Raw genomic sequence first — 21417 nt, 5'->3', positions numbered from 1 at the left:
CGTCCGTCCTCGCCGCCACCGGGCGTGGCGTCGAGGACGGACCGGGATCAGTCGAGGACGCTGTCCGGCTGGATGTCGATCTTCGCACCCGTGAGCTTGGCGGCCAGACGCGCGTTCTGACCCTCCTTGCCGATCGCGAGCGACAGCTGGTAGTCGGGCACGAGGGCGCGGACGGCCTTGGTGCTCGCGTCGAGGACGAACGAGCTCGTGACCTTGGCGGGCGACAGCGCGTGCGCCACGAACGTCGGCAGGTCGGCGTCGTAGTCGACGATGTCGATCTTCTCCCCCGCCAGCTCCTCCGTGACGGCTCGCACACGGCGCCCCATCTCACCGATGCACGCCCCCTTGGCGTTGATCGCCGGGTCGTTGGCCTTCACCGCGATCTTGGTGCGGTGGCCCGCCTCACGCGCGAGCGCGACGATCTCGACGAGTCCGGCGGCGATCTCCGGCACCTCGAGGGCGAAGAGCTTGCGGACGAGGCCGGGGTGCGTGCGCGACACGGTGATCTGCGGACCCTTGAGCCCCTTGGCGACGCTGGTGACGTAGACGCGCAGACGGGACCCGTGCGTGTACTCCTCGCCGGGCACCTGCTCCTCGGGCGGGAGGATCGCCTCGACGGAGCCGAGGTCGACGTGGATCATGCGCGGGTTGGGCCCCTGCTGGATCACGCCGGCGACGATGTCGCCCTCCTTGCCCTTGAACTCGCCGAGGACGGCGTCGTCGGCGATGTCCCGGAGGCGCTGGCTGATGACCTGCTTGGCGGCGAACGCGGCGATGCGCCCGAAGTCGTCGGGCGTCGCCTCCTCTTCGCCGATGATCGCACCCTCGTCGTCGCGGACGACCTGGAGGACGGCGACGTGGCCGGTCTTGCGGTCGAGGTGCACGCGGACGCCCTCCGGCGCGGCGCCCTCGGGCGAGACGTGCTTGGAGTACGCGGTCAGGATCGCCTGCTCGATGATCGCGACGAGCTCGTCGAACGGGATCGCCTTCTCCTTCTCGATCCCTCGCAGCAGACTCAGTTCGATGTCCATGACGGCCTCCCTATTCAGCTCTCGTCGCGCCCGAATGCACGCGCGACATCCGTACCACGATACCGTGTGCCGCGCCCCCGGGCCATCCGCGCCCGGGCACAGGCATTCGCGCGGCAGCAGGCGCCCACCGCGGGAACAGCCTGACTCCGCGTGGGAGCCTGTTGCGTCGTGGGATGCGTCGCGGGGTCAGACCTTCGGCGCGGACGGGAGCGCGTTGAGAGCCCCGATCAGGCGGAAGAGATTGCCCACCTGACGCTGATTCAGGTGCAGGGCGAGGCGCGGGAGGTCGAGCCGGTCGTCGTCGGCGACCTCCGGGGACCGCGGAGCCGTGCGCTCGATGCGCCCGGTGGACAGCAGCCCTGCGAAGCCGGCGTTGAGCTCCTCGATCTCGGCGTCTGTCGGCTCGGCCTTGAGGCGCAGCACCAGGGTGTCGCCGACCCACCGCAGCGAATCGTAGTTGCGCCAGAACCCCGTGATCTCGGCGCGAGCCTCCTCCACGGAATCGGTGACGACGACCCGATCGAAGTCACCGGGGGAGATCACCCCCATCGGCGCGAGGTGCTCGTCGACGAAGCGCCGCATGCCCTGCCAGAACGATCCGCCCTTCTCGTCGAGCAGCACGATCGGCGTGGGCTCGGCCTTGCCCGTCTGCTGGAGGGTGAGCAGCTCGAACATCTCATCCAGCGTGCCGAATCCGCCGGGGAGGCAGATGAAGCCGCTCGACTCCTTGATGAGCATGAGCTTGCGGGTGAAGAAGTACTTCATCGCGACGACCTGATCGCTTCCCGCGACCAGGCTGTTCGCCTTCTCCTCGAAGGGGAGACGGATGGAGACACCGAGCGACAGCGCGGGCCCGGCTCCTTCGGCCGCGGCCTGCATGATCCCCGGCCCGGCGCCCGTGACCACCATCCAGCCGTCGCTCGCGAGGGCCGCGGCGACATCACGCGCCTGCAGGTACAGCGGGTCGTCGTGGAGGGTGCGGGCGGACCCGAACACCGTCACCTTCGGCACCCCGCGGAAGGGCGCGAACAGGCGGAACGCGTCCCGCATCTCGGCCAGGGCGGCGGAAGCGATCTTGAGGTCGAGGCGGTCGGTGCCGTCCTCCCCCAGCAGCAGCGCGGTGCGGAGCATCCGCATCACGAGGCGACGGTCCGTGGCCACACCCGCCTCGTCCAGCACACGGTTGATCTCGTCGCTCAGGGCTGCCGGCAGCGGTTCCTCGGTCATGCCCCCAGCGTCCCACGCGGCATCCGGTCGGCGGGACGCAACGCCGAGGGACCGTACCCCGGGGCTCCGGAGCACGGAGAAGGAGCGGTGTCAACACCCGTGCCCGCCGCCGGGGAAGGCGTCACCATGGCGACATGACAGAGATCACCGGTCCCGAAGCCCTCGCCCGCGTCGCCGAACTCGTGGAGGACATCGACTTCACCATGCTCACGACCACCGATCCGGACGGGAACCTCGTCAGCCGCCCCATGTCGACCAGGCAGATGGACGATGCCGGCGCCATCTGGTTCTTCACGGCGGAGGACACCGAGAAGGTCGAGGAGGCCCGTCGTCATCACGACGTGGGGCTGGCCTACTGCGACGCCAAGGGGATGCGCTACGTGTCGGTCGCCGGCACCGCGGAGATCGTCCACGACCGCGCGAAGATGGAGGAGCTCTACTCCCCCTCCCTCGACATCTGGTTCGAGGACGGCCTGGGGACCCCGGGCATCGCGCTGCTCAAGGTCACTCCGGTCGTCGCCGAGTTCTGGGAGCCCGCGAAGGGCAAGGTCGCGATGGCCGCCGGGGCGCTCAAGGCGCTGGTGACCCGAGACACCCCGGACGACGACATCATGAACCACGGCCGCATCACCTGCTGAGCGGCCCGCTCCGAGCGCCGGCTCAGCGCGCGGCGGAGACCCGCTCCACCGCTTCGGCGACCGAGACGGCCTCACGCTCGCCCGTCCGACGGTCCCAGAACTCCACCTGCCCGTCGGCGGCTCCGCGGCCGACGATGACGATCTTCGGGACGCCGACGAGCTCGGCATCGCCGAACTTGACCCCGGGCGACACCTTCGGGCGGTCGTCGTAGAGCACGTCGAGGCCGGCCGCCTCCAGCTGCGCGGACAGGCCCTCCGCGACGTCGAAGGCGACCTGGTCACGGCCGGCGGCGACGACCTGCACGTCGAACGGCGCGACCGAGGCCGGCCAGATGAGGCCCTTGTCGTCGTTGTTGAGCTCGGCGATGATCGCCAGGATCCGCGTCACGCCGATGCCATACGACCCCATGGTGACCGTGACGAGCTTGCCGTTCTCGTTGAGGACCTTCAGGCCGAGCGCCTCCGCGTACTTCCGCCCGAGCTGGAAGACGTGACCGATCTCCATGCCGCGGGCGAGCTCGACCGGACCGGAGCCGTCGGGCGCCGGGTCGCCGGCGCGCACGTTCGCGATCTCCACGATGCCGTCCGCCTCGAAGTCGCGCCCGGCGACGACCGAGTGCGCGTGCTTCTGGTCGATGTTCGCGCCGGTGACCCAGCTCGTGCCCTCGCTCACGCGGGGGTCGACGAGGTAGCGGATGCCCGTGGCGGACTCCTCGCCGAGCACCGCACCCGTAGGCGACCAGGGACCGATGTACCCCTTCACTAGGAGCGGGTTGTTCTCGAAGTCGTCCGCGGTCGCGGTCTCCACCTCGGCAGGGGCGAAGGCCACCTCGGCACGCTTCTCGTCCACCTCGCGGTCGCCGGGGATGCCGACGATCACGAGCTCACGGGTGCCGTCGAGGTGCTTCAGGGCGAGCACGACGTTCTTGAGCGTGTCGGCGGCGGTGTACTCGCCGTCGAGCTCTCGGTTGCAGTGCGCGACGAGAGTCTCGATGGTGGGCGTGTCGGGCGAATCGAAGATCACCGGAGCGCCATCGGCGTCGAACGGGACCGGAGCGGGCACGGGCGTGCTGAAGGCCTCGACGTTGGCCGCGTACCCCCCGGCGCTGCGGACGAAGGTGTCCTCCCCGACGGGCGTCGGGTGCAGGAACTCCTCGCTCCGCGAACCGCCCATCGCGCCGGCGTCGGCCTGCACGATCGCGTACTCGAGGCCCAGCCGCTGGAAGATGCGCTCGTAGGCGTCCCGCTGCGCCTGGTAGCTCACGTCCAGCCCCTCGTCCGAGGCGTCGAAGGAGTAGGCGTCCTTCATCGTGAACTCGCGCCCGCGGAGGAGACCGGCGCGCGGCCGGGCCTCGTCGCGGTACTTGTCCTGGATCTGGAAGATCGTCAGCGGCAGATCCTTGTACGACGAGTACAGGTCCTTCACCAGCAGCGTGAAGGCCTCCTCGTGCGTCGGCGCCAGGAGGTAATCGCCGCCCTTGCGGTCCTGGAGGCGGAACAGCAGGTCGCCGTACTCGTCCCAGCGCCCGGTCGCCTCGTACGCCTCGCGCGGCATCAGTGCGGGGAAGTGCACCTCCTGGGCACCGGCGGCGGCCATCTCCTCGCGGATGACGGTCTCGATCTTCGCCTTGACGCGCAGCCCGAGCGGCAGCCACGCGAAGATGCCTGCTGCCTGCGGTCGGATGTACCCGGCGCGGATCAGCAGCTTGTGACTGGCGACCTCGGCACCGGCAGGATCTTCGCGGAGCGTACGGAGGAAGAAGTTCGAAAGACGAGTGACCACGGCTCAAGTGTAGTGAGCCGCGGTCACCCGCCTCGTCGCTCAGTTGAGGGCCGGCAGCCCCTGTGGCACGACGCCGCCGCGGTAGAGGCTCTCGGCGAGCTCCTGCAGCGCGGTCAGCGCGACCCGCTGCGGCAGCGGACCGTAGGAGATGCGGGCCACGCCGAGCTTCTCGTACTCGGATGCGGCGAGCGCCCCGGGGATCCCGATCACGCTGACCTTGCGCTCCCCGATGCCCTCGACCAGCTGTCGCGTGACGTTCGCATCGAGGATGCCGGGGACGAACACCGCGGTGGCACCGGCGTCGAGGAAGGCGCGGCCGCGCTGGATGGCATCCGCGATGCTCTGCTCCACGGGCCGCGACCCGGCACGCACGAACGCATCGGTGCGGGCGTTCAGGGCGAAGGGCACGCCCTCGGCCTCCGCAGCCTTCACGATGGACTCGACGACGGCGACCGATTCGTCGAGCGGCTTGAGGCGGTCCTCGACGTTCGCGCCGACGACGCCGGCCGCGATCGCGAGGCGGGTGGTCTCCCCGGCGTCCCCGTATCCGTCGTCCAGGTCGGCGGTGACGGGAACGGACACGGCCGCGGCGATCCGTCCGACCATGTCGATCATGACGTCGCGCGGGGTGCCCCCGTCGTCGTAGCCGAACGACGCCGCGATGCCGTGACCGGCGGTCGCGATCGCCGTGGTCTCCGGCAGTGCGGCGACGGCACGCGCGGAGACGACGTCCCACACGTTCACCACGCGGAGGATCTCCGGGGCGTCATAGAGTCCGACGAGGGTCTGGGCCTTGGCAGCAGTGGTCATGTCCCCACGCTAGCGGCCGGTGCGGGCACGCGGGCCGGATGCCCGGGTTCCCTGCGGCGGTCGACCTAGGCTGGCAGCATGCCCCAGCGCCGCTCGCATGTCGCCCCCTCCGCCGCCCAGACCGAGCTCGCCGCGGCGCTCTCGGCCCTTCGGGAGGATCTGGACGCGTCGACGGAGTTCCCCGCCGACGTACTCGCGGAGGCGGAAGCCGCCACGGCGACTCTCCCCGACCTCGACCTCACGGATGTGCCGTTCGCGACCCTCGATCCGGCCGGTGCCCGCGACCTCGACCAGGCGTTCCACCTGGAACGGGACGGCGACGGCTATCGGGTGCGTTACGCGATCGCGGACGTGCCGGGTTTCGTCACCCCCGGTGGTGCCGTGGACGCGGAGGCCCGCCGGCGCGGACAGACCCTGTACGCCGCGGACGGCTCGATCCCGCTGCACCCACCCGTGCTGAGCGAGGACCGTGCCTCCCTGCTCCCCGACGTCGACCGCTCCGCCCTGGTGTGGACGTTCCACCTGGATGCGGCCGGATCCGTGATCGACTTCCGGTTGGAGCGCGCCCTCATCCGTTCCCGGGCCCAGCTCGACTACGCCTCCACCCAGGAGGCGCTCGACCGGGGCGACGGCGGTCACGCGGCCCTGCTGCCGGAGATCGGCTCCCTCCGTCTGGAGCAGGAGCGCCGCCGCGGTGGCGCCAGCCTGAACATGCCGGACGAGGAGGTCGTGCGCACCGACGACGGCTCCTATGCGATCGAGCGCCGCAGCCCGCTGCCCGTCGAGGAGTGGAACGCGCAGCTGTCGCTCATGACGGGGATGGCGGCCGCCGCGCTCATGATCGACGCGGGCGTCGGCATCCTCCGCACGATGCCGGAACCCGACGAGGCGGCCTTCACTGCCTTCCGGCACCAGACGGAGGCACTCGGGCGCCCGTGGACCGACGGCACCTACGGCGAGTACCTCCGGGGCCTCGACCGCTCCGACCCGATGACGCTCCCGGTGCTGGAGGCCGCCGCCTCGCTGTTCCGCGGCGCGGGGTACCTGGTGTTCGACGGCGAACCACCCGCCGACGCCGTGCAGGCCGCGATCGGAGCACCGTACGCGCACGCGACCGCACCCCTGCGCCGACTGGTCGACCGCTGGGTGCTCGCCATCTGCCTCGCCGTGTCGACCGGGCAGCCGGTGCCGGGATGGGTCCGCTCCTCCCTCGGAGAGCTCCCCGCGCTCATGCAGGAATCGGGTCGGCGGGCGTCGCAGTTGGACGCGGACACCGTGAACCGCGTCGAGGCCGCGCTGCTCACTCCGCTTGTCGGACAGACCATCGAGGCCACGGTGATCGAGCTCCGGGGCGAGCGGGCCGCCGTCCAGATCGCGGACCCTGCAGTGACCACGACCGCGCCGGTGGCCCCCGACACCAAGCCCGGCGATGTGGTGCAGGTGCGCGTCGTGCGCGTGGACATCGGGACGGGTGAGATCGAGCTCGCCCTCTGAGCCCGCCGCCGGGGATCAGGCGAAGACGTCGAATCAGGCGCTCCCGGGCAGGACTGCCTGTACCGCAGCGGCCGCCTGCGTCCGCGCCGGATACCCTGTCGAGATGGATCAGGCAGAGCGCATCGAGCGCTTCCTCGTGGCGCGGTATCCGCGTGCAGGGATCGCGATCGTCGCCGGGAGCACGGCCCGTGGGGAGCGCACGCCCACCAGTGACATCGACCTCCTCCTCATCGACGACGACCTCTTCGCCGACGTGTCACAGGTGAGCGAGGCCGCCACCCACGCGTTCGAGGACGAGATCTTCGAGGTGTTCGCGTACACGGTGGAAGGGTTCCGGGAGTGGGCGGACCGCGGCGTGGCCCAGCACCGCCCCGTCATCGCGCACATGCTCGTGGAAGGAGCCGCGATCCGGTCGACGCCCGCGCTCGCGGAACTGCGGACGCGGTGGTCCGCTGTGCTCGCTCTCGGCTCTGTGCTGAGTGAGACGGAGTCGCGGATCCGGCGGTACGTGATCACCGATCTCCTCGACGACCTCCAGGACGCGACGGACCCTCTCGAGCAGCGCGTCGTCGCCGGCCTGCTGTTCGAGCGCATGGCCGAGCTGATGCTGCTGGCCAGCGGGCAGTGGATCGGATCCGGGAAGTGGCTCCCCCGACGTCTGCGCGCGTGGAGCCCCGAGCGCGCGGACCAGCTCAGCACTCCGCTGCTCGCTGGAGACTTCCCCGGCTTCGCGGCGCGGGTCGATGAGGAACTGACGATGGCGGGTGGTCGAGTGCAGGCGGGGTTCGTGCGCTGACCTCACTCGTTCACAGGCAATCGCGCGACAGCAGGCGACACCGGCGGCTGGCGCCTGTCCTCGCGCGAAGGCCTGAGGCGGGCGAGGGCTCAGGAGGCGGGGGTCGCAGTCGTCGTCATCACGAGCAGCTGAGGGTCGGACAGGTCCAGGGCCACCGTGATGGCGGCGAATTCCGCGAGGGAACGGACGTGGGTGCCGCCACAGAGGATGACGGCCTCGCCCTCCGGGAGCTCGCAGTGCCAGCGCCGCCGGTCCACGATCGTCGGTCCGTCCACCTCGATGCGGCTCGCGGCAGCCGAGGCGACCCACGCGGTGAGCTGCGTATTGATGCGGTGCTCGCGGTCAGACAACGTCGCCGCGAACGTCTCGGTGTCGAATCCCGCGCGGCGCAGGCTCTTGCCCAGGCGGTACTCGTCGACGGCGCCGTCCTCGTGGATGCGGCTGGACTGGTTCGCCCGTCCCTCGAAGTCCGGGTTTCCCAGCGCATCCTCCCCCGGGTCCTTGCGCCAAAGGTCCGAGACGGCGATATCGAGAGCGAGGGAGGCGAGATGGCACGCGGTGTGACCGCGGCTGAGGCCGGCACGGTGCGCCTCGTCGACCGAGAGGGCCACGCGCGTCCCCTCCGCGAGCCAGGCGGGCGCGGCACCATCGAGCCGCTGGCCCACCAGCCAGGTCCACCCCTCGGTCCCACGCTTGACGGGGATCGCACTCCCCACCGCGAACGCGCCGTCATCCGAGACCGCCGCCATGAGCGCCTCGGTCACGTGGACGGCTCCGTCCTCGCCGGAGATCTCGCCGGTATCGCCGGGCTGATCGGGCCAGGTGTGATCGACGGGGTGGAACGGCGTGGCGTCGACGACGACCACGGCTCCGTCGGCATCGTCCGCCACGCGGGTCACGACGGCGTCTCCGCGGAGGCTGCCGTCCGGGAAGGTGACGATCGTGGGCGTGGTCATGGGGCTCCTCGGAGAGACGACGGAACGATGGTGCCGATCAGGCACGGGGTGTCAGTGGGACGGTGGGATCGTGAAGCTGGCGAGCCGGTCGCCGTCGACGACGAAGATCCCATCGGACTCGCCGTTGAAGACGCGACTGCTCCACCCGAAGCGGATGCGCGTCATGTCGCCGTCCGTGGTGGCGGAGAGCACGGTCATCCGTGCCCCGGCGCCGATCGCGTCGCTGTCCGCCCAGCCGCGCACGCCGTCGGCACCGGCTTTCACGGTGCCCCAGTCGCTCACGAAGCCGTCCGCGGTGAACGCGGCGACGAAGGCCTCGGTGTCTCCGGCATTGATCGCGTCGATCATCGTCTGGACCGGCGCGGGCAACAGGAAGTCGGACACAGGCGCTCCTCGAGTCAGGCCGTGACGACCTGGGCGGTGCCGAGCGGAGCGTCCGGGCCCATCTCGGCGGCGATGCGGTTCGCCTCCTCGATGAGGGTGGCGACGATGTCAGCCTCCGGGACGGTCTTGATGACCTCGCCCTTGACGAAGATCTGGCCCTTGCCGTTGCCGGACGCGACGCCGAGGTCGGCCTCGCGTGCCTCACCCGGGCCGTTCACGACGCAGCCCATGACGGCGACGCGCAGCGGCACCGTCATCTCCTTGAGCCCCTCGGTGACGTCTTCCGCGAGCGTGTAGACGTCGACCTGAGCCCGACCGCACGAGGGGCACGAGACGATCTCGAGCTTGCGCTCCCGGAGGTTGAGGGACTGGAGGATCTGGTGACCGACCTTGACCTCCTCGGCCGGCGGCGCGGACAGCGAGACGCGGATGGTGTCGCCGATGCCCTCCCCCAGCAGGATGCCGAAGGCGGTCGCGCTCTTGATCGTGCCCTGGAAGGCCGGTCCCGCCTCGGTCACGCCGAGGTGCAGCGGCCAGTCGCCCCGCTCGGCGAGCTGACGGTAGGCCTTGACCATGACGACGGGGTCGTTGTGCTTCACCGAGATCTTGAAGTCGTGGAAGTCGTGCTCCTCGAACAGCGACGCCTCCCAGACAGCGCTCTCGACGAGGGCCTCCGGAGTGGCCTTGCCGTACTTCTCGAGCAGGCGACGGTCGAGGGAGCCCGCGTTGACGCCGATACGGAGCGAGACACCCGCGTCCTTCGCTGCCTTGGCGATCTCGCCGACCTGGTCGTCGAACTTGCGGATGTTGCCCGGGTTGACCCGCACGGCGGCGCAGCCGGCGTCGATCGCCTGGAAGACGTACTTCGGCTGGAAGTGGATGTCCGCGATGACCGGGATCTGGCTCTTCTTCGCGATGATGTGCAGCACGTCGGCGTCGTCCTGCGAGGGCACGGCGACCCGGACGATCTCACAGCCGGAGGCGGTGAGCTCCGCGATCTGCTGCAGAGTGCCGTTGATGTCGGTGGTCTTCGTCGTCGTCATCGACTGCACGCTGACGGGCGCATCGCCGCCGACGAGCACCTTGCCCACCTTGATCTGACGGGACTTGCGACGCGGGGCGAGGACTTCGGGGACCTTCGGCATCCCAAGATTCACTGCTGGCACGATCCCAGCCTACGCCGCCAGGATGCGGAAGGGCTGGATGCGGCGGGTGTGGTAGTTTCGCCCCATGATCGCGCACATCACCTGGTGGCCCGCCTCCTAGGCGGTGTGTTCGCGTTCCCTCGAATCCAGACCGCCTCCGGGGCGGTCTTTTCGTTGCGCCGAGCCGGAGCCCTCGCACAGGAGACATCGATGACCCTCTCTCGCCTCGACGAGCTCAGCGCCGATCCCACCGCGTCCTTCGTGCTGATCGCCCGTGACGGCGCGGACACCGTGGAGCTGCTCACCGGCGCCGTGACCGATGTCGAGCTGCTCTCCGACATCCCTCTGACGTCCGAGGGAGAGCCCCGGGAGGTCTTCGCCCTCGTCCCCTACCGGCAGGTCCGAGAGCGCGGATTCGTCGCGCAGGACGACGGGGCGCCGCTGCGCTGCATCGTCGTGGACGAGCACCTCCATCTGCCGACCGCGGCTGTGCTCGATGCGCTTCCCACCGCGCCGATCCCACTGCGCGACGAGGGCTTCGACATCGCCGACGAGGAGTACGCCGCCATCGTCGAGACCGTGATCGCCGACGAGATCGGCCGCGGCGAGGGGGCGAACTTCGTCATCCGTCGCGACTTCACGGCGACCGTCGAGGCGGACGAACGGCAGGCGGCCCTCACCTGGTTCCGGGCTCTGCTCGCCCATGAGCGCGGGGCCTACTGGACGTTCGCGGTGTTCACCCCCCGCCACATCGCGGTGGGGGCGAGCCCGGAGGCACACGTCGTGGCCCGCGGTGGCGTCGTCACCATGAACCCCATCTCGGGGACCTTCCGGCATCCGGCGGGCGGCGCGACGAAGGAGACGCTGACCGACTTCCTGGCCTCGACCAAGGAGACCGAGGAGCTGTTCATGGTCGTGGACGAGGAGCTCAAGATGATGAGCGCCGTCTGTGCCGATGGCGGACGCATCACGGGCCCGCATCTGAAGGAGATGTCGCGGCTGACGCACACGGAGTACATGCTGCGCGGCCGGAGCGCTCTGGACCCCCGGGACATCCTCCGCGAGACGATGTTCGCCCCCACCGTCACCGGCTCCCCCATGCAGAACGCCTGCGCCGTGATCCGGCGGCACGAGCGCAAGCCGCGGGGCTACTACTCCGGCGTCGCCGCGCTCTTCACCCCCAACGCCGACGGCGGCCACGACCTCGACGCGCCGATCCTCATCCGCACGGTGTATCTGCAGGACGGCGAGCTGAGCGTTCCCGTCGGCGCCACCCTCGTCCGCCACTCCGACCCGCACGGCGAGGTCTCCGAGACCCACGGCAAGGCAGCGGGTGTGCTCGGCGCCATCGGCGCGATCGACCGGGACCGTGTGGCGGAAGCCCGCAGCGACGCCGACGCCCCCGGTGAGCCCCGGCGTCTCGCCGACGACCCGGACGTCGCCGCGCTCCTCTCCTCGCGCAACGCCCGCCTCGCCGAGTTCTGGCTGAACCCGCAGGGTGAGGACTTCACGGGGCCGTTCTCCGGCCGCTCCGCCCTCGTGGTCGACGCCGAGGACCGCTTCACGACGATGCTCGCGCATCAGCTGCGGCACCTCGGGCTCGACGTGACCATCGCGTCCTGGGACGACGTGGACGACGAGGCGGTCGAGACGGCCGATCTCGTCGTCGCCGGCCCCGGCCCCGGCGACCCCCGAGACGACGCGAGCCCGCGCATCGCCCGGATGCGCGAGGTCGTGGCGGCCCGCCTGCAGGCGCATGCCCCGCTGCTCGCGGTCTGCCTGAGCCACCAGATCCTGGCGGACCGGATGGGGATCGCGCTGACGCCCCTCGACGCTCCGCATCAGGGGCTGCAGAAGGCCGTGCCGATCTTCGGCGAGGACGCGTCGATCGGGTTCTACAACACGTTCACAGCGCGGGTGGACCCGGGTACGCTGACCGTCGGCGCGGCCGAGGTGTCGGCGGATCCGGCGACCGGCGACGTCTACGCCCTCCGGGGCGACGGGTTCGCATCGGTGCAGGGCCACCTCGAGTCGATCCTGTCCCGCGACGGCATCCGCACGCTGGAGCGTCTGGTCGCGCACGCCCTGCGCTGAGTGCGTCCCGGTCGCTCAGCCCAGCAGCTTGACCGGGTTGAAGAGGTCGGCCACCAACAGCAGAGCTCCCATCGCGATCAGCAGCGTCGCGACGACGACGGTCAGCGGGACGAGTTTCGTGGCGTCGACCGGAGCCGGCGGCGGCCGCCGGAAGAGCTTCGCCCACGCCCGCTTGATCCCTTCCCAGAGCGCGACGACGATGTGTCCGCCGTCGAGGGGCAGCAGCGGGATGAGGTTGAACACGAAGAGCGCGACGTTGAGCGACCCGAGGAGGCCGAGCAGCACGGCGAAGCGGTTGAGAACCGGCGCGTCCGTCGCGGCCACCTCGCCCGCCAGACGCCCGACACCGACGACGCTCAGCGGCCCGTTCGGATCGCGTTCCCCACCCGTCACCAACGACACGCCCACGTCCCACAGCCGCACGGGCAGCGTGACGATGAGCGAGCCGACCCGGGCGACCGTGTCCGCCGCCATCTGCGGTCCGGCGGTGAGCGGCTGCTGCACGTAGCCCATCTGCGCGATCATGCCCGCGTAGCCGACCTCCTTCACGACGGGTTCGCCGTCGTCGTCGAGCACCGGCTGCCCGCTCGCATCCGTGATGGTGCGCTCCGCGGCGATCGGCGTGAGGGTGAGCGTCTGCTCCGTGCCGTCCCGGCGCACGACGAGATCGAGGGGCTGTCCCGGCGAGGCCTGCACGATCGCCGTCGCCTCGGCGAAGGTCGCCACCGGTGTCCCGTCGATCGAGACGAGGACGTCGCCGGGCTGCACGTCGGCCGCCGCCGCCGGAGACTCCGGATCGTCGGCACCGCATTCGGTCGCCGACGATGAGGCAGGGACCACGCATTCGTTCACCGCCGCGACCGTCGTGGTGCCCTGCTGCACGCCGATTCCGCTGACGAGGACAGTGAAGATGACCACGGCCAGCACGAGGTTCATGAGCGGTCCGCCGAGCATGACGATCACGCGCTTCCAGACCGGCAGCTTGTAGAAGACCCGATCCTCCGCGCCTTCGGCGATCGTCTCGTCGTTGGCCGAGCGCGCATCCTGGATGAGCGTGCGGAACGCGCCGGACGCGGGTCCGCTGTCCTTCGACGACGGATACATCCCCGACATCGAGATGAAGCCGCCGAGAGGCAGGAGCTTGAAGCCGTACTCCGTCTCGCCGATCCGCTTCGACCACAGGCGCGGCCCGAAGCCGATCATGTACTGGCCGACACGCACGCCGAAGAGCTTCGCAGGGACGAGGTGACCGACCTCGTGCAGACCGATCGAGAGCCCGAGGCCGATCAGCATGAACACGATGCCGCCCAGATAGAGCAGGAATTCCACGTGCCCACGCTACTGCCCACCGCCTAGGAATCCGCCCGGCTCGCACAGCATGGCTAGGCTGGCGGGATGACGTCCCGGCAGCTGCGCTTCCTCCGCGCCGCCGCCGTGTCCGCCATCGCCACGCTCCTCGCAGCCGTGTCGCACACGCTCGCCGGCGGCGCCGCTCCGCACCCCCTGCTCATCGCCGCCGTCGCGGTGCTCTTCGTCCCGCTCTCCGCCGCGGTGGCCGGCGGTCGGCCGTCACGCGCACGGGTCGCCGTGGCCGTGCTCCTGGCGCAGGCCGCGTTCCACCTGCTCTTCCAGCTTCTGGGTGCGCCCACAGCGGGGGGCGCGTCCGTCATCGGCACGCACGCGCATCACCTCGACCTGGGCGCGCTCGCACCGCTGTCCCCGGCTGCCGGCCCGGACACGCTGATGCTGTCGGCGCACCTCGCCTGCGCGGTGCTGACCACGCTGCTGCTGTGGCATGGCGAGAGCGTGTTGCGCGCGATCGCCCGCTGGTTCCAGGCCGCGCTCCGGCGCGCGGCGACTCCCACCTCCGCGCCTCCCGCACCGCCGCGTCCGCTGCGCTCCGCTCTCCGCTCTCCGCTCGATGCCGCGATGACCGCGGTGGTGTCGCGGCGCGGTCCGCCGGTGCCCGTCGGCGGCTGAGCCGCCCCGCCGACCCTGCCGTCCTCGAGAGACGGCCCCTTCGGGCCGCGCTGTTCCCGCGCGCCCCCACACGAGCATCTGGAGACCCCATGTCGAACCCCACCATCCGCCCCCGCCGTCCGCGCCGCGCCCTCCTCGGAGCCACCGGCATCATCGGCGGACTCGCCCTCGCCCTCGCCGTCCCGGCGATGGCCGGCGCCCACGTCACCGTCAGCCCGGACGAGCTCGCCGCCGGTGACCACGGCGTGCTGACCTTCTCCTTCTCGCACGGGTGCGGCACCTCGCCCACCACAGCCCTGCGCGTCACCATGCCGGAGGGCCTCGCCTCCGTCGCCCCGACGCTCGACGGCGACTGGAGCATCCAGGTGGAACGCGGCGACGACGGTCTCGTGAGCGCGGTCACCTACACCGCCCTCACGCCCGTGCCGACCGACCTCCGCGGCGCCGTGAGCATGTCGGTGGGACTGGATGAGGACACGCCCGAGACGCTCGCCTTCCCGGTGGTCCAGCAGTGCGTCGACGGGGCGACGGAGTGGACGCAGCTCGCCGAGAAGGGCGAGGACCCTCACGACCTCGACTCCCCCGCTCCCGTCGTGACGGTGACGGACAACGCCGAGGGCGGTCACGGCACGAGCACCGTACCGCAGCCCGCGACGGCCGATGCCGGCGACGACGCCCTGGGTATCGCGCTGGGCGCCGGCGGCCTCCTGGCCGGTGTCGCGGCTCTCGTGGTCGCCGTGCTCGCGTTCCGCCGCCGCGCCTGAGCCCCGGGTCCGCCGCGCCCGGCTCCGGCGCGCGGCGGACCGACCCGCCCGGGCCGACACCGCCGTCATGAGAACATGGAGACGACATGTCGATGGAACAACAGCCGACCCTGCCCCCCGTGCTCCGCCCCGCGAACCCGCCCCGGCGCGAGCTGTCCGAACTCGCCTCCCGATTCGCCCGCTCCGTGCGCGGCGACGTGGAGGGCGTCGCTCTCAGTGGCATCACCCTCGCCACGGCGGACCTGCGTCCCGGCGAGGCGTTCGTCGCGATCCGCGGCGTGAACCGCCACGGCGCGGACTTCGCCAAGACCGCTGCCGAGAAGGGGGCGGTCGCCGTGATCACGGACCAGGCGGGCGCCGACATCGCCGCGGACGCCGGCCTCCCGATCCTCATCGTCGACGACCCCCGCGGCGTGCTCGGCGCGCTGAGCGCCTGGGTGTACGGCACGGGAGCGGAGGACCCGCTTCCCCTCCTCTTCGCGACCACCGGGACGAACGGCAAGACGAGCGTCTCGCACCTCCTCGAGGGCATCCTCGAACAGATGGGCGTCGTCACCGGGCTCTCCTCCACGGCCGAACGACACATCGCGGGCGAGGTCATCGTCTCGCGGCTCACCACCCCTGAGGCGTCGGAGATGCACGCCCTGCTCGCGCTGATGCGGGAGCGCGAGGTCGAGGCCGTCGCGGTCGAGGTCAGCGCCCAGGCCCTCTCCCGGCACCGTGTCGACGGCATCCGATTCGACGTCGCGGGATTCACGAACCTCAGCCACGACCACCTCGACGACTACGCCGACATGGAGGAGTACTTCGAGGCGAAGCTGCCGCTCTTCCGGCCCGATCGCGCCGTCCGCGGCGTCGTGTGCCTCGACTCCGCCTCCGGGGCCCTGGTCGTGGAGCGCTCCGAGATCCCCGTCATCACCGTCGGGACGCCCTCCATCGCCGCCGACGCCGATCAGGCATCGCGAGCGGACTGGGTGGTCGTCATCGACGACGAGCGGACGACCGGAACGACGTTCACGATGACGGGACCGGCTGGCACGCTCACCACGACCGTCCCGGTGATCGGCCCCCACATGGCCGCGAACGCGGCGCTCGCGATCGTCATGCTGCTCGAGGGCGGCTATGCCTGGGAGCGGATCGTCGAGGCCCTGCAGCGCGACGGCGGCATCCACGCCTACCTGCCAGGGCGCACGCAGCTCGTCTCAGGCGCGCGGGGGCCGGCCGTCTTCGTCGACTTCGGCCACTCGCCCGACGCCTTCGAGAAGACCCTGGCCGCCGTGCGGCGGGTGACTCCCGGCAAGGTGCTCATGCTCTTCGGCGCCGACGGCGACCGGGACGCCAGCAAGCGCTTCGACATGGCCCGCACCGCGGTGGAGGGCAGCGACATCCTCGTCGTGACGGATCACCACCCACGATTCGAAGACCCGGCGTCGATCCGCGCGACGCTCGTCGAGGGCGCACGTCGCGCCCGTCCCGACGCCGAGATCCACGAGTACTCCCCGCCGGAGGCCGCGATCGTGGCCTCCGTCGGACTCGTCGGCGACGGCGACGCGATCCTCTGGGCCGGTCCCGGGCACCAGGACTACCGCGACATCCGAGGGGTGCGGACGCCGTACTCGGCCCGCGAGCTCTCCCGGCGTGCGTTGAAGGCCGCCGGCTGGCCGGTGCCGGAGCCGCGCTGGCCCGTGCCGTACCCGGACGAGGACTGAGCCCGCGCCGCGTCAGACGGCGGCGATGAGCTGGTCGGCCTTCCGCCGCGCCCAGTCCTCGGCCGCCGCGAGCGATTCCACGGTCAACGCGTCCGGAGCGTCGTGCGCGTCGACGACCCGCTGCACGGTGTCGACGATGCCGAGGAACGGCAGACGCCCTTCGTGGAACGCGTCCACGGCCTGCTCGTTGGCGGCGTTGTAGACGGCGGGGAAGGTGCCTCCGGCGCGCCCGACGGCCTTTGCGAGCGCCACCGCGGGGAAGGCGTCGTCGTCGAGCGGCTCGAAGGTCCAGGACGTCGCCGTGCTCCAGTCCAGCGGACGGCCCACGCCGCCCACGCGGTGCGGCCAGTCCAGGCCCAGCGAGATCGGCAGACGCATGTCCGGCGGCGAAGCCTGCGCGATGGTCGAGCCGTCGACGAACTCCACCATCGAGTGGATGATCGACTGCGGGTGCACGACGACGTCGATGTCGTCGTAGGGCACGTCGAACAGCAGGTGCGCCTCGATGACCTCGAGCCCCTTGTTGACCAGTGTGGCGGAGTTCGTGGTGACCGTGCGACCCATGTTCCACGTCGGATGCGCCAGCGCCTGTTCCGGGGTCACTCCGGTGAGCTCGTCGCGCGACCTGCCGCGGAACGGGCCACCCGAGGCCGTGACCACCAGACGGCGGATCTCATCGTGTGTGCCGGAGCGCAGGGCCTGGGCGAGCGCGGAGTGCTCGGAGTCCACGGGGACGATCTGCCCGGGTGCCGCGGCGGCGAGCACGAGATCACCGCCGACGATCAGCGACTCCTTGTTCGCCAGCGCGAGGGTCCGCCCCTCCTCCAGCGCAGCGAGCGTCGAGCCGAGACCGATCGAGCCGGTGATGGCGTTCAGCACCACATCGGCTTCGACGTCGCGGACCAGCTGCTCAGCCTCGACCGCGCCGAGAGCCGTGTGCTCCACCTGGAACTGCGCCGCCTGCTCGGCCACCATCGTGGCGTTCGACCCCGCGGCGAGACCGACGAGCTCGAAGCGTCGCGGATTGGCGCGGATCACATCCAGCGCCTGCGTGCCGATGGAACCGGTGGAGCCGAGGATGATGACGCGACGCATGACGCCAGCCTAGGACACGCCGCCGGCTCTCCCGGGCCGCGGCTACTGCTGCGGCTGGACCGGAGTCGTGGCGAGGATGTCGACGACGAACACGAGGCTCTCGTCCTGCAGCTCGTGCCCCTCGCTCGCGCCGTAGCCATCGGACGGCGGCATGACGACGAGAACCTGCGAACCGACCTTCTGACCCTCGAGCGCCTTCTGGAACCCGGCGACGACTCCCGTCGTCTGGAACTGGGCGGGGGCCGCATCGCGGCTCCAGCTGGAGTCGAACTCTTCGCCGTCGGACCACTTCACCCCGAGGTACTGGACCACGACGAGGTCGCCGGACGCCACCGTTGCGCCGTCGCCCTGCTTGAGGACGGAGACCTTCGTCTCGGTCGGCGCATCGCCGTCCGGGATCGTGACGGACGGCTTGCCATCGTCGTCGAGCTCGACCTCGGGCATGCCGGCGGTCGGCTCGACCTCCTTGCCGGAGGCGACCTCGGGGAGCCGGTCGACGGCCTCCGCGTAGACGACGATGTTGCTCTGCCCCTCACCGAGCGCGCTGCCGGGGATGGCGAGGACGACGCGGGATCCGACCGGCTCGCACTCGAGCGCGGCGACGAACAGCGACGACTGGTTCGGGTCGAGGAGCACGGGGAGCGTGCCGTCCTCGCCGCGCGCCGACGAGTCGACCACGTCGCCGCTGGCGGCATCGACGATCTGATACTGGACGGAGACGAGGTCGTTCGCCGCGAGGTCGTCTCCCTCGCCCTCGGACACGACGGTCCGCTCGACGTTCGCGAACTCCGCATCGGCGGGAACCGTGATCTTGGCGTCGAGACCTTCGCCGTCCACCTCGATGGCGTCCGAGGTGTCGCCGGCCTTCGCGTTCACGAGGCACTGGCTCGACCCGGAGGCGTCCGGAGAGGAGGTGCTCTGCGGATCGCCGTTCCCGGAGCATCCCGCCAGCAGCAGGGTCGCCGCAGCGACGGTGGACAGGACGAGCAGCGGACGGGTGCGCACAGGAAGACCTCACGATCGCGGGCGGGAGCTTCCATCCTGCCTCATCGCCCTTTGCTCGCGCTGGGAAGCGGCGGCGCGAGTCTTCATTCCCACGTCGGCATGGATCCGGGAGTAGCCTGCTCTGATGAGCTCTGAGCAGTCCGTGGACCCCGAAACCCCCTCAGAGGACTCCCCGAAGCCCCGGCACGCCGGCTTCACCTACACGCTGGGCCGCAGCCTCATCGCCCCGCTCGCCCGGCTCGTCTATCGGCCGCGTATCGAAGGACGTGAGCACGTCCCCACCACAGGCCCGGTGATCTTCGCCAGCAACCACCTGTCGTTCATCGACTCCATCGCCATCCCGGTGGCGGCTCCGCGTCCCGTGCACTTCCTCGCCAAGTCGAGCTACTTCGAGGGCACCGGCATGAAGGGCTGGGCGTCCAAGACGTTCTTCGAGGCGATCGGTGCGATCCCGGTCCGCCGCGGCGCCGGCCAGGCGGCGCTGGACGCCCTAGACCTGCAGCGTCAGCTCCTGGACGAGGGCCTCGCCGTCGCGCTCTACCCTGAGGGCACCCGCTCCACCGACGGCCGGTTGTACAAGGGCCGCACGGGCGTGGCCTTCCTCGCTCTGCAGACGGGAGCACCCGTCGTCCCCGTGGGACTCATCGGCACCGACAAGGTGATGCCGGTCGGCGCCAAGATGCCCACGCTGTCCGAGCGGATCACCGTGCGCTTCGGCGAGCCCCTGGATCTGTCGCCGCACGGACCGGCCACGAGCGGCCGCGCGCGCCGGCTCGCGACCGACGAGATCATGGCCGCGATCCACGCGCTCTCCGGACAGGAGCTCGCGGGCACCTACAACGAGGCGCCGGCTCAGAACACGATCGAGAAGATCAAGCAGGCGCTCCCGCACGAACGCCGCTGAGGAGTCCGTTCAGCCGGCGGCCGTCACCGTCGCTTCGTGCCGGACGGGGAAGTTGACCGAGTTGGCGATGAAGCACCACTCGTTCGCCTGAGCGTGCGCGCGCTCGGCCGCCTCGATCATCGAGGCCTCGGCGACGACGACCTCTGGGCGCAGCAGCACCTCGACGAAGGAACCGCCGCCGGCGCCGTTCTCGCGCATCAGGCCGCTCGCGGTGTCCCGGTAGGACACGACCACCACTCCGGCCGTCACGCAGGCGTGCAAGTACGACAGGAGATGGCACTCGGAGAGCGAGGCCAGCAGCAGATCCTCCGGATTCCACCGCGCCGGATCGCCGCGGAACGGCTTGTCGGAGGAGGCGAGCAGCTCGGGCTTGCCCGCGACTTCGATCGTGACATCGCGGCGGTAGTCCCGGTAGCCGCTCGTGCCGGATCCGGTGTTGCCGGTCCAGGTGGAGGTGAGGGCGTAGCGGTGCTCGCCGAGGGACCGCGGAGTCGTCTGCTCTGGCATGCGCTCAGTCTGCCAGGTGCGGCCGACACGGCGCCGACTCGGCACCCGACCAGGCTGGGCCGGACCCGCCGGTAGAGTTGTCGGGTGCTGGAGACTCTCACCGTTCAGGATTCCGTCGAGCTCGCCGTCGTGGAGCGGAGCGGCTTCATCGAGTCGCGTCACGCCGGGGCGACCGTGGTGCTCTCCCCCGAGGGCGAGGTGGTCGCGCGGCACGGGAATGCGGATGCGCTGATCCTCCCCCGTTCCAGCCTGAAGCCCCTGCAGGCGGTCGCCTGCCTCACCGCCGGTGCGGTACTCGAGGGCGAGCAGCTGGCGCTGTCGACGGCGAGCCATTCCGGCACCGATCGGCACGCCGAGGTCGTGCGCGAGATGCTCACCGCGGGCGGCCTCAACGAGGACGACCTCGCGTGTCCTCCCGCCTGGCCGAGCGACTCCGCGACCCGCGATGAGATGGTGCGCGAGCACGGCCAGGAGGCGCGCATCCGCATGAACTGCTCGGGCAAGCACGCCGCGATGCTCCGCGCCTGCGTCGCGACGGGCTGGCCGACCGACGGCTACCTCGAGCCCTCGCATCCGCTCCAGGCGCACATCCGCGATGTGATCGCCCGGCTGACCGGCGAGAAGATGGCCCACACTGCGATCGACGGCTGCGGTGCCCCCGTGTACGCGCTCAGCCTCACCGGACTGGCCCGCGCGATCCACCGCATCGGAACCGCCTCCGAGCGCTCCCCCTTCGCGCTGCACCGCGTGGCGGGCTCGTTGGTGAAGGCGGTGCGCGAGAACCCCTGGACCATCGACGGTCCCGGGCGCCCTGACACGATCGCGATCGAACGGCTCGGGGTCTTCGCCAAGGGCGGCGCGGAGGGTGTCATGGTGATGGTCGCCCCGAACGGGACCACGGTGGCGCTGAAGATGCTCGACGGCGGCGCACGCGCGTCCACGATCGTGGCCGCCACGCTGCTGGCACGGGCGGGCGGGCTCAGCGACGCCGACGTGACCGGACTGGCCGACTCCCTGCCGCTCACGGTGCTCGGAGGCGGCGCGAACGTCGGCGCGATCCGTCCGGGTGCGGGCATCTGACCCGACCTCGTCGTC

20 protein-coding genes are annotated in these 21417 nt (G+C 70.9%); 9 read left to right on the top strand and 11 right to left on the bottom strand.

The window, feature by feature from the left end:
* Nucleotides 1-47 precede the first annotated feature (47 nt).
* Both nusA and AC3B5L_RS07100 read right to left on the bottom strand, forming a co-directional pair.
* Nucleotides 48-1031 carry a transcription termination factor NusA gene (nusA, locus tag AC3B5L_RS07105; protein ID WP_187663844.1) on the bottom strand — a complete coding sequence of 328 codons (984 nt, stop codon included), beginning with the start codon at nt 1029-1031 and terminating at the stop codon, nt 48-50.
* 186 nt (nt 1032-1217) lie between these two features.
* Nucleotides 1218-2258: an LOG family protein gene (locus AC3B5L_RS07100; RefSeq protein ID WP_187663843.1), complete on the bottom strand. Its 1041-nt coding sequence runs from the start codon at nt 2256-2258 to the stop codon at nt 1218-1220.
* Nucleotides 2259-2392: 134 nt separating this feature from the next.
* Between AC3B5L_RS07100 and AC3B5L_RS07095 the strand changes: the two genes are divergently transcribed.
* Complete coding sequence (locus AC3B5L_RS07095) at nt 2393-2896, top strand: pyridoxamine 5'-phosphate oxidase family protein (RefSeq protein ID WP_187663842.1); 504 nt, start codon at nt 2393-2395, stop codon at nt 2894-2896.
* 22 nt (nt 2897-2918) lie between these two features.
* Here AC3B5L_RS07095 and AC3B5L_RS07090 read toward each other — a convergent pair whose 3' ends face one another.
* A complete protein-coding gene (locus AC3B5L_RS07090) occupies nt 2919-4679 on the bottom strand; it encodes a proline--tRNA ligase (RefSeq protein WP_187663841.1) in 1761 nt (586 codons plus the stop codon).
* A gap of 39 nt (nt 4680-4718) precedes the next feature.
* Entirely contained in the window at nt 4719-5489 is a 771-nt protein-coding gene (locus AC3B5L_RS07085) for an isocitrate lyase/PEP mutase family protein (protein WP_187663840.1), read from the bottom strand.
* A 78-nt stretch (nt 5490-5567) separates the two neighbouring features.
* Here AC3B5L_RS07085 and AC3B5L_RS07080 point away from each other — a divergent pair, with 78 nt between their 5' ends.
* Nucleotides 5568-6983 (top strand): RNB domain-containing ribonuclease, encoded by a 1416-nt coding sequence (locus tag AC3B5L_RS07080; RefSeq protein WP_187663839.1) that lies wholly within the window; start codon nt 5568-5570, stop codon nt 6981-6983.
* 103 nt (nt 6984-7086) lie between these two features.
* A complete protein-coding gene (locus tag AC3B5L_RS07075; RefSeq protein ID WP_187663838.1) occupies nt 7087-7779 on the top strand; it encodes a nucleotidyltransferase domain-containing protein in 693 nt (230 codons plus the stop codon).
* An 89-nt stretch (nt 7780-7868) separates the two neighbouring features.
* Here AC3B5L_RS07075 and AC3B5L_RS07070 read toward each other — a convergent pair whose 3' ends face one another.
* The 3 genes from AC3B5L_RS07070 to ispG are packed head-to-tail and all read right to left on the bottom strand — an operon-like array spanning nt 7869 to nt 10264.
* A complete protein-coding gene (locus tag AC3B5L_RS07070; RefSeq protein ID WP_366236567.1) occupies nt 7869-8735 on the bottom strand; it encodes an alanyl-tRNA editing protein in 867 nt (288 codons plus the stop codon).
* 51 nt (nt 8736-8786) lie between these two features.
* Nucleotides 8787-9119 (bottom strand): nuclear transport factor 2 family protein, encoded by a 333-nt coding sequence (locus AC3B5L_RS07065; protein ID WP_268776464.1) that lies wholly within the window; start codon nt 9117-9119, stop codon nt 8787-8789.
* Nucleotides 9120-9133: 14 nt separating this feature from the next.
* Nucleotides 9134-10264: a flavodoxin-dependent (E)-4-hydroxy-3-methylbut-2-enyl-diphosphate synthase gene (gene ispG / locus AC3B5L_RS07060; protein WP_025103167.1), complete on the bottom strand. Its 1131-nt coding sequence runs from the start codon at nt 10262-10264 to the stop codon at nt 9134-9136.
* Nucleotides 10265-10474: 210 nt separating this feature from the next.
* Between ispG and AC3B5L_RS07055 the strand changes: the two genes are divergently transcribed.
* A complete protein-coding gene (locus tag AC3B5L_RS07055) occupies nt 10475-12358 on the top strand; it encodes a chorismate-binding protein (RefSeq protein WP_363444411.1) in 1884 nt (627 codons plus the stop codon).
* Nucleotides 12359-12373: 15 nt separating this feature from the next.
* Here AC3B5L_RS07055 and AC3B5L_RS07050 read toward each other — a convergent pair whose 3' ends face one another.
* Entirely contained in the window at nt 12374-13687 is a 1314-nt protein-coding gene (locus tag AC3B5L_RS07050) for a M50 family metallopeptidase (protein WP_259953691.1), read from the bottom strand.
* A gap of 66 nt (nt 13688-13753) precedes the next feature.
* Here AC3B5L_RS07050 and AC3B5L_RS07045 point away from each other — a divergent pair, with 66 nt between their 5' ends.
* The 3 genes from AC3B5L_RS07045 to AC3B5L_RS07035 all read left to right on the top strand — a co-directional run bounded on the left by AC3B5L_RS07045 (nt 13754) and on the right by AC3B5L_RS07035 (nt 16811).
* Nucleotides 13754-14338, top strand: coding sequence for a hypothetical protein (locus AC3B5L_RS07045; protein WP_490096344.1), 585 nt, complete (start codon nt 13754-13756; stop codon nt 14336-14338).
* Between the two features lie 89 nt (nt 14339-14427).
* Nucleotides 14428-15102 carry a YcnI family copper-binding membrane protein gene (locus tag AC3B5L_RS07040; RefSeq protein WP_280569756.1) on the top strand — a complete coding sequence of 225 codons (675 nt, stop codon included), beginning with the start codon at nt 14428-14430 and terminating at the stop codon, nt 15100-15102.
* 92 nt (nt 15103-15194) lie between these two features.
* Complete coding sequence (locus AC3B5L_RS07035) at nt 15195-16811, top strand: Mur ligase family protein (RefSeq protein WP_490096397.1); 1617 nt, start codon at nt 15195-15197, stop codon at nt 16809-16811.
* A 12-nt stretch (nt 16812-16823) separates the two neighbouring features.
* Here the strand turns inward: AC3B5L_RS07035 and dxr are convergent, their stop codons facing one another.
* Both dxr and AC3B5L_RS07025 read right to left on the bottom strand, forming a co-directional pair.
* Complete coding sequence (dxr, locus tag AC3B5L_RS07030) at nt 16824-17906, bottom strand: 1-deoxy-D-xylulose-5-phosphate reductoisomerase (RefSeq protein ID WP_490096343.1); 1083 nt, start codon at nt 17904-17906, stop codon at nt 16824-16826.
* Between the two features lie 42 nt (nt 17907-17948).
* Nucleotides 17949-18911, bottom strand: a complete 963-nt coding sequence (locus tag AC3B5L_RS07025; RefSeq protein WP_187663830.1) for an FKBP-type peptidyl-prolyl cis-trans isomerase — start codon at nt 18909-18911, stop codon at nt 17949-17951.
* Between the two features lie 124 nt (nt 18912-19035).
* On the opposite strand from AC3B5L_RS07025, the gene AC3B5L_RS07020 reads away from it, so the two are divergent.
* The gene (locus tag AC3B5L_RS07020) at nt 19036-19815 is read left to right on the top strand and encodes a lysophospholipid acyltransferase family protein (protein ID WP_259953685.1); all 780 of its coding nucleotides are present in this window, start codon (nt 19036-19038) and stop codon (nt 19813-19815) included.
* A 9-nt stretch (nt 19816-19824) separates the two neighbouring features.
* Here AC3B5L_RS07020 and AC3B5L_RS07015 read toward each other — a convergent pair whose 3' ends face one another.
* Nucleotides 19825-20322, bottom strand: a complete 498-nt coding sequence (locus AC3B5L_RS07015) for an OsmC family protein (RefSeq protein ID WP_259953684.1) — start codon at nt 20320-20322, stop codon at nt 19825-19827.
* A gap of 84 nt (nt 20323-20406) precedes the next feature.
* Here AC3B5L_RS07015 and AC3B5L_RS07010 point away from each other — a divergent pair, with 84 nt between their 5' ends.
* On the top strand, nt 20407-21402 hold the full coding sequence (locus tag AC3B5L_RS07010) for an asparaginase (protein ID WP_490096342.1): 996 nt from the start codon (nt 20407-20409) through the stop codon (nt 21400-21402).
* The last annotated feature ends 15 nt before the right edge of the window (nt 21403-21417 follow it).

The sequence above is a fragment of the Microbacterium sp. C-MGS6 genome (assembly GCF_058140415.1).
The sequence above is the reverse complement of the archived record's forward strand: the minus strand, read 5'-3'. Positions and strand labels throughout refer to the sequence as shown.

What these genes read in the sequence shown, in the direction of transcription:
- AC3B5L_RS07035 (WP_490096397.1), top strand. Translation starts at nt 15,195, where the DNA reads ATGGAACAACAGCCGACCCTGCCCCCCGTGCTCCGCCCCGCGAACCCG.
- nusA (WP_187663844.1), bottom strand. Translation starts at nt 1,031, where the DNA reads ATGGACATCGAACTGAGTCTGCTGCGAGGGATCGAGAAGGAGAAGGCG.
- AC3B5L_RS07100 (WP_187663843.1), bottom strand. Translation starts at nt 2,258, where the DNA reads ATGACCGAGGAACCGCTGCCGGCAGCCCTGAGCGACGAGATCAACCGT.
- AC3B5L_RS07085 (WP_187663840.1), bottom strand. Translation starts at nt 5,489, where the DNA reads ATGACCACTGCTGCCAAGGCCCAGACCCTCGTCGGACTCTATGACGCC.
- AC3B5L_RS07040 (WP_280569756.1), top strand. Translation starts at nt 14,428, where the DNA reads ATGTCGAACCCCACCATCCGCCCCCGCCGTCCGCGCCGCGCCCTCCTC.
- AC3B5L_RS07075 (WP_187663838.1), top strand. Translation starts at nt 7,087, where the DNA reads ATGGATCAGGCAGAGCGCATCGAGCGCTTCCTCGTGGCGCGGTATCCG.
- AC3B5L_RS07070 (WP_366236567.1), bottom strand. Translation starts at nt 8,735, where the DNA reads ATGACCACGCCCACGATCGTCACCTTCCCGGACGGCAGCCTCCGCGGA.
- AC3B5L_RS07095 (WP_187663842.1), top strand. Translation starts at nt 2,393, where the DNA reads ATGACAGAGATCACCGGTCCCGAAGCCCTCGCCCGCGTCGCCGAACTC.
- AC3B5L_RS07015 (WP_259953684.1), bottom strand. Translation starts at nt 20,322, where the DNA reads ATGCCAGAGCAGACGACTCCGCGGTCCCTCGGCGAGCACCGCTACGCC.
- AC3B5L_RS07055 (WP_363444411.1), top strand. Translation starts at nt 10,475, where the DNA reads ATGACCCTCTCTCGCCTCGACGAGCTCAGCGCCGATCCCACCGCGTCC.
- ispG (WP_025103167.1), bottom strand. Translation starts at nt 10,264, where the DNA reads ATGCCGAAGGTCCCCGAAGTCCTCGCCCCGCGTCGCAAGTCCCGTCAG.
- AC3B5L_RS07045 (WP_490096344.1), top strand. Translation starts at nt 13,754, where the DNA reads ATGACGTCCCGGCAGCTGCGCTTCCTCCGCGCCGCCGCCGTGTCCGCC.
- AC3B5L_RS07020 (WP_259953685.1), top strand. Translation starts at nt 19,036, where the DNA reads ATGAGCTCTGAGCAGTCCGTGGACCCCGAAACCCCCTCAGAGGACTCC.
- AC3B5L_RS07080 (WP_187663839.1), top strand. Translation starts at nt 5,568, where the DNA reads ATGCCCCAGCGCCGCTCGCATGTCGCCCCCTCCGCCGCCCAGACCGAG.
- dxr (WP_490096343.1), bottom strand. Translation starts at nt 17,906, where the DNA reads ATGCGTCGCGTCATCATCCTCGGCTCCACCGGTTCCATCGGCACGCAG.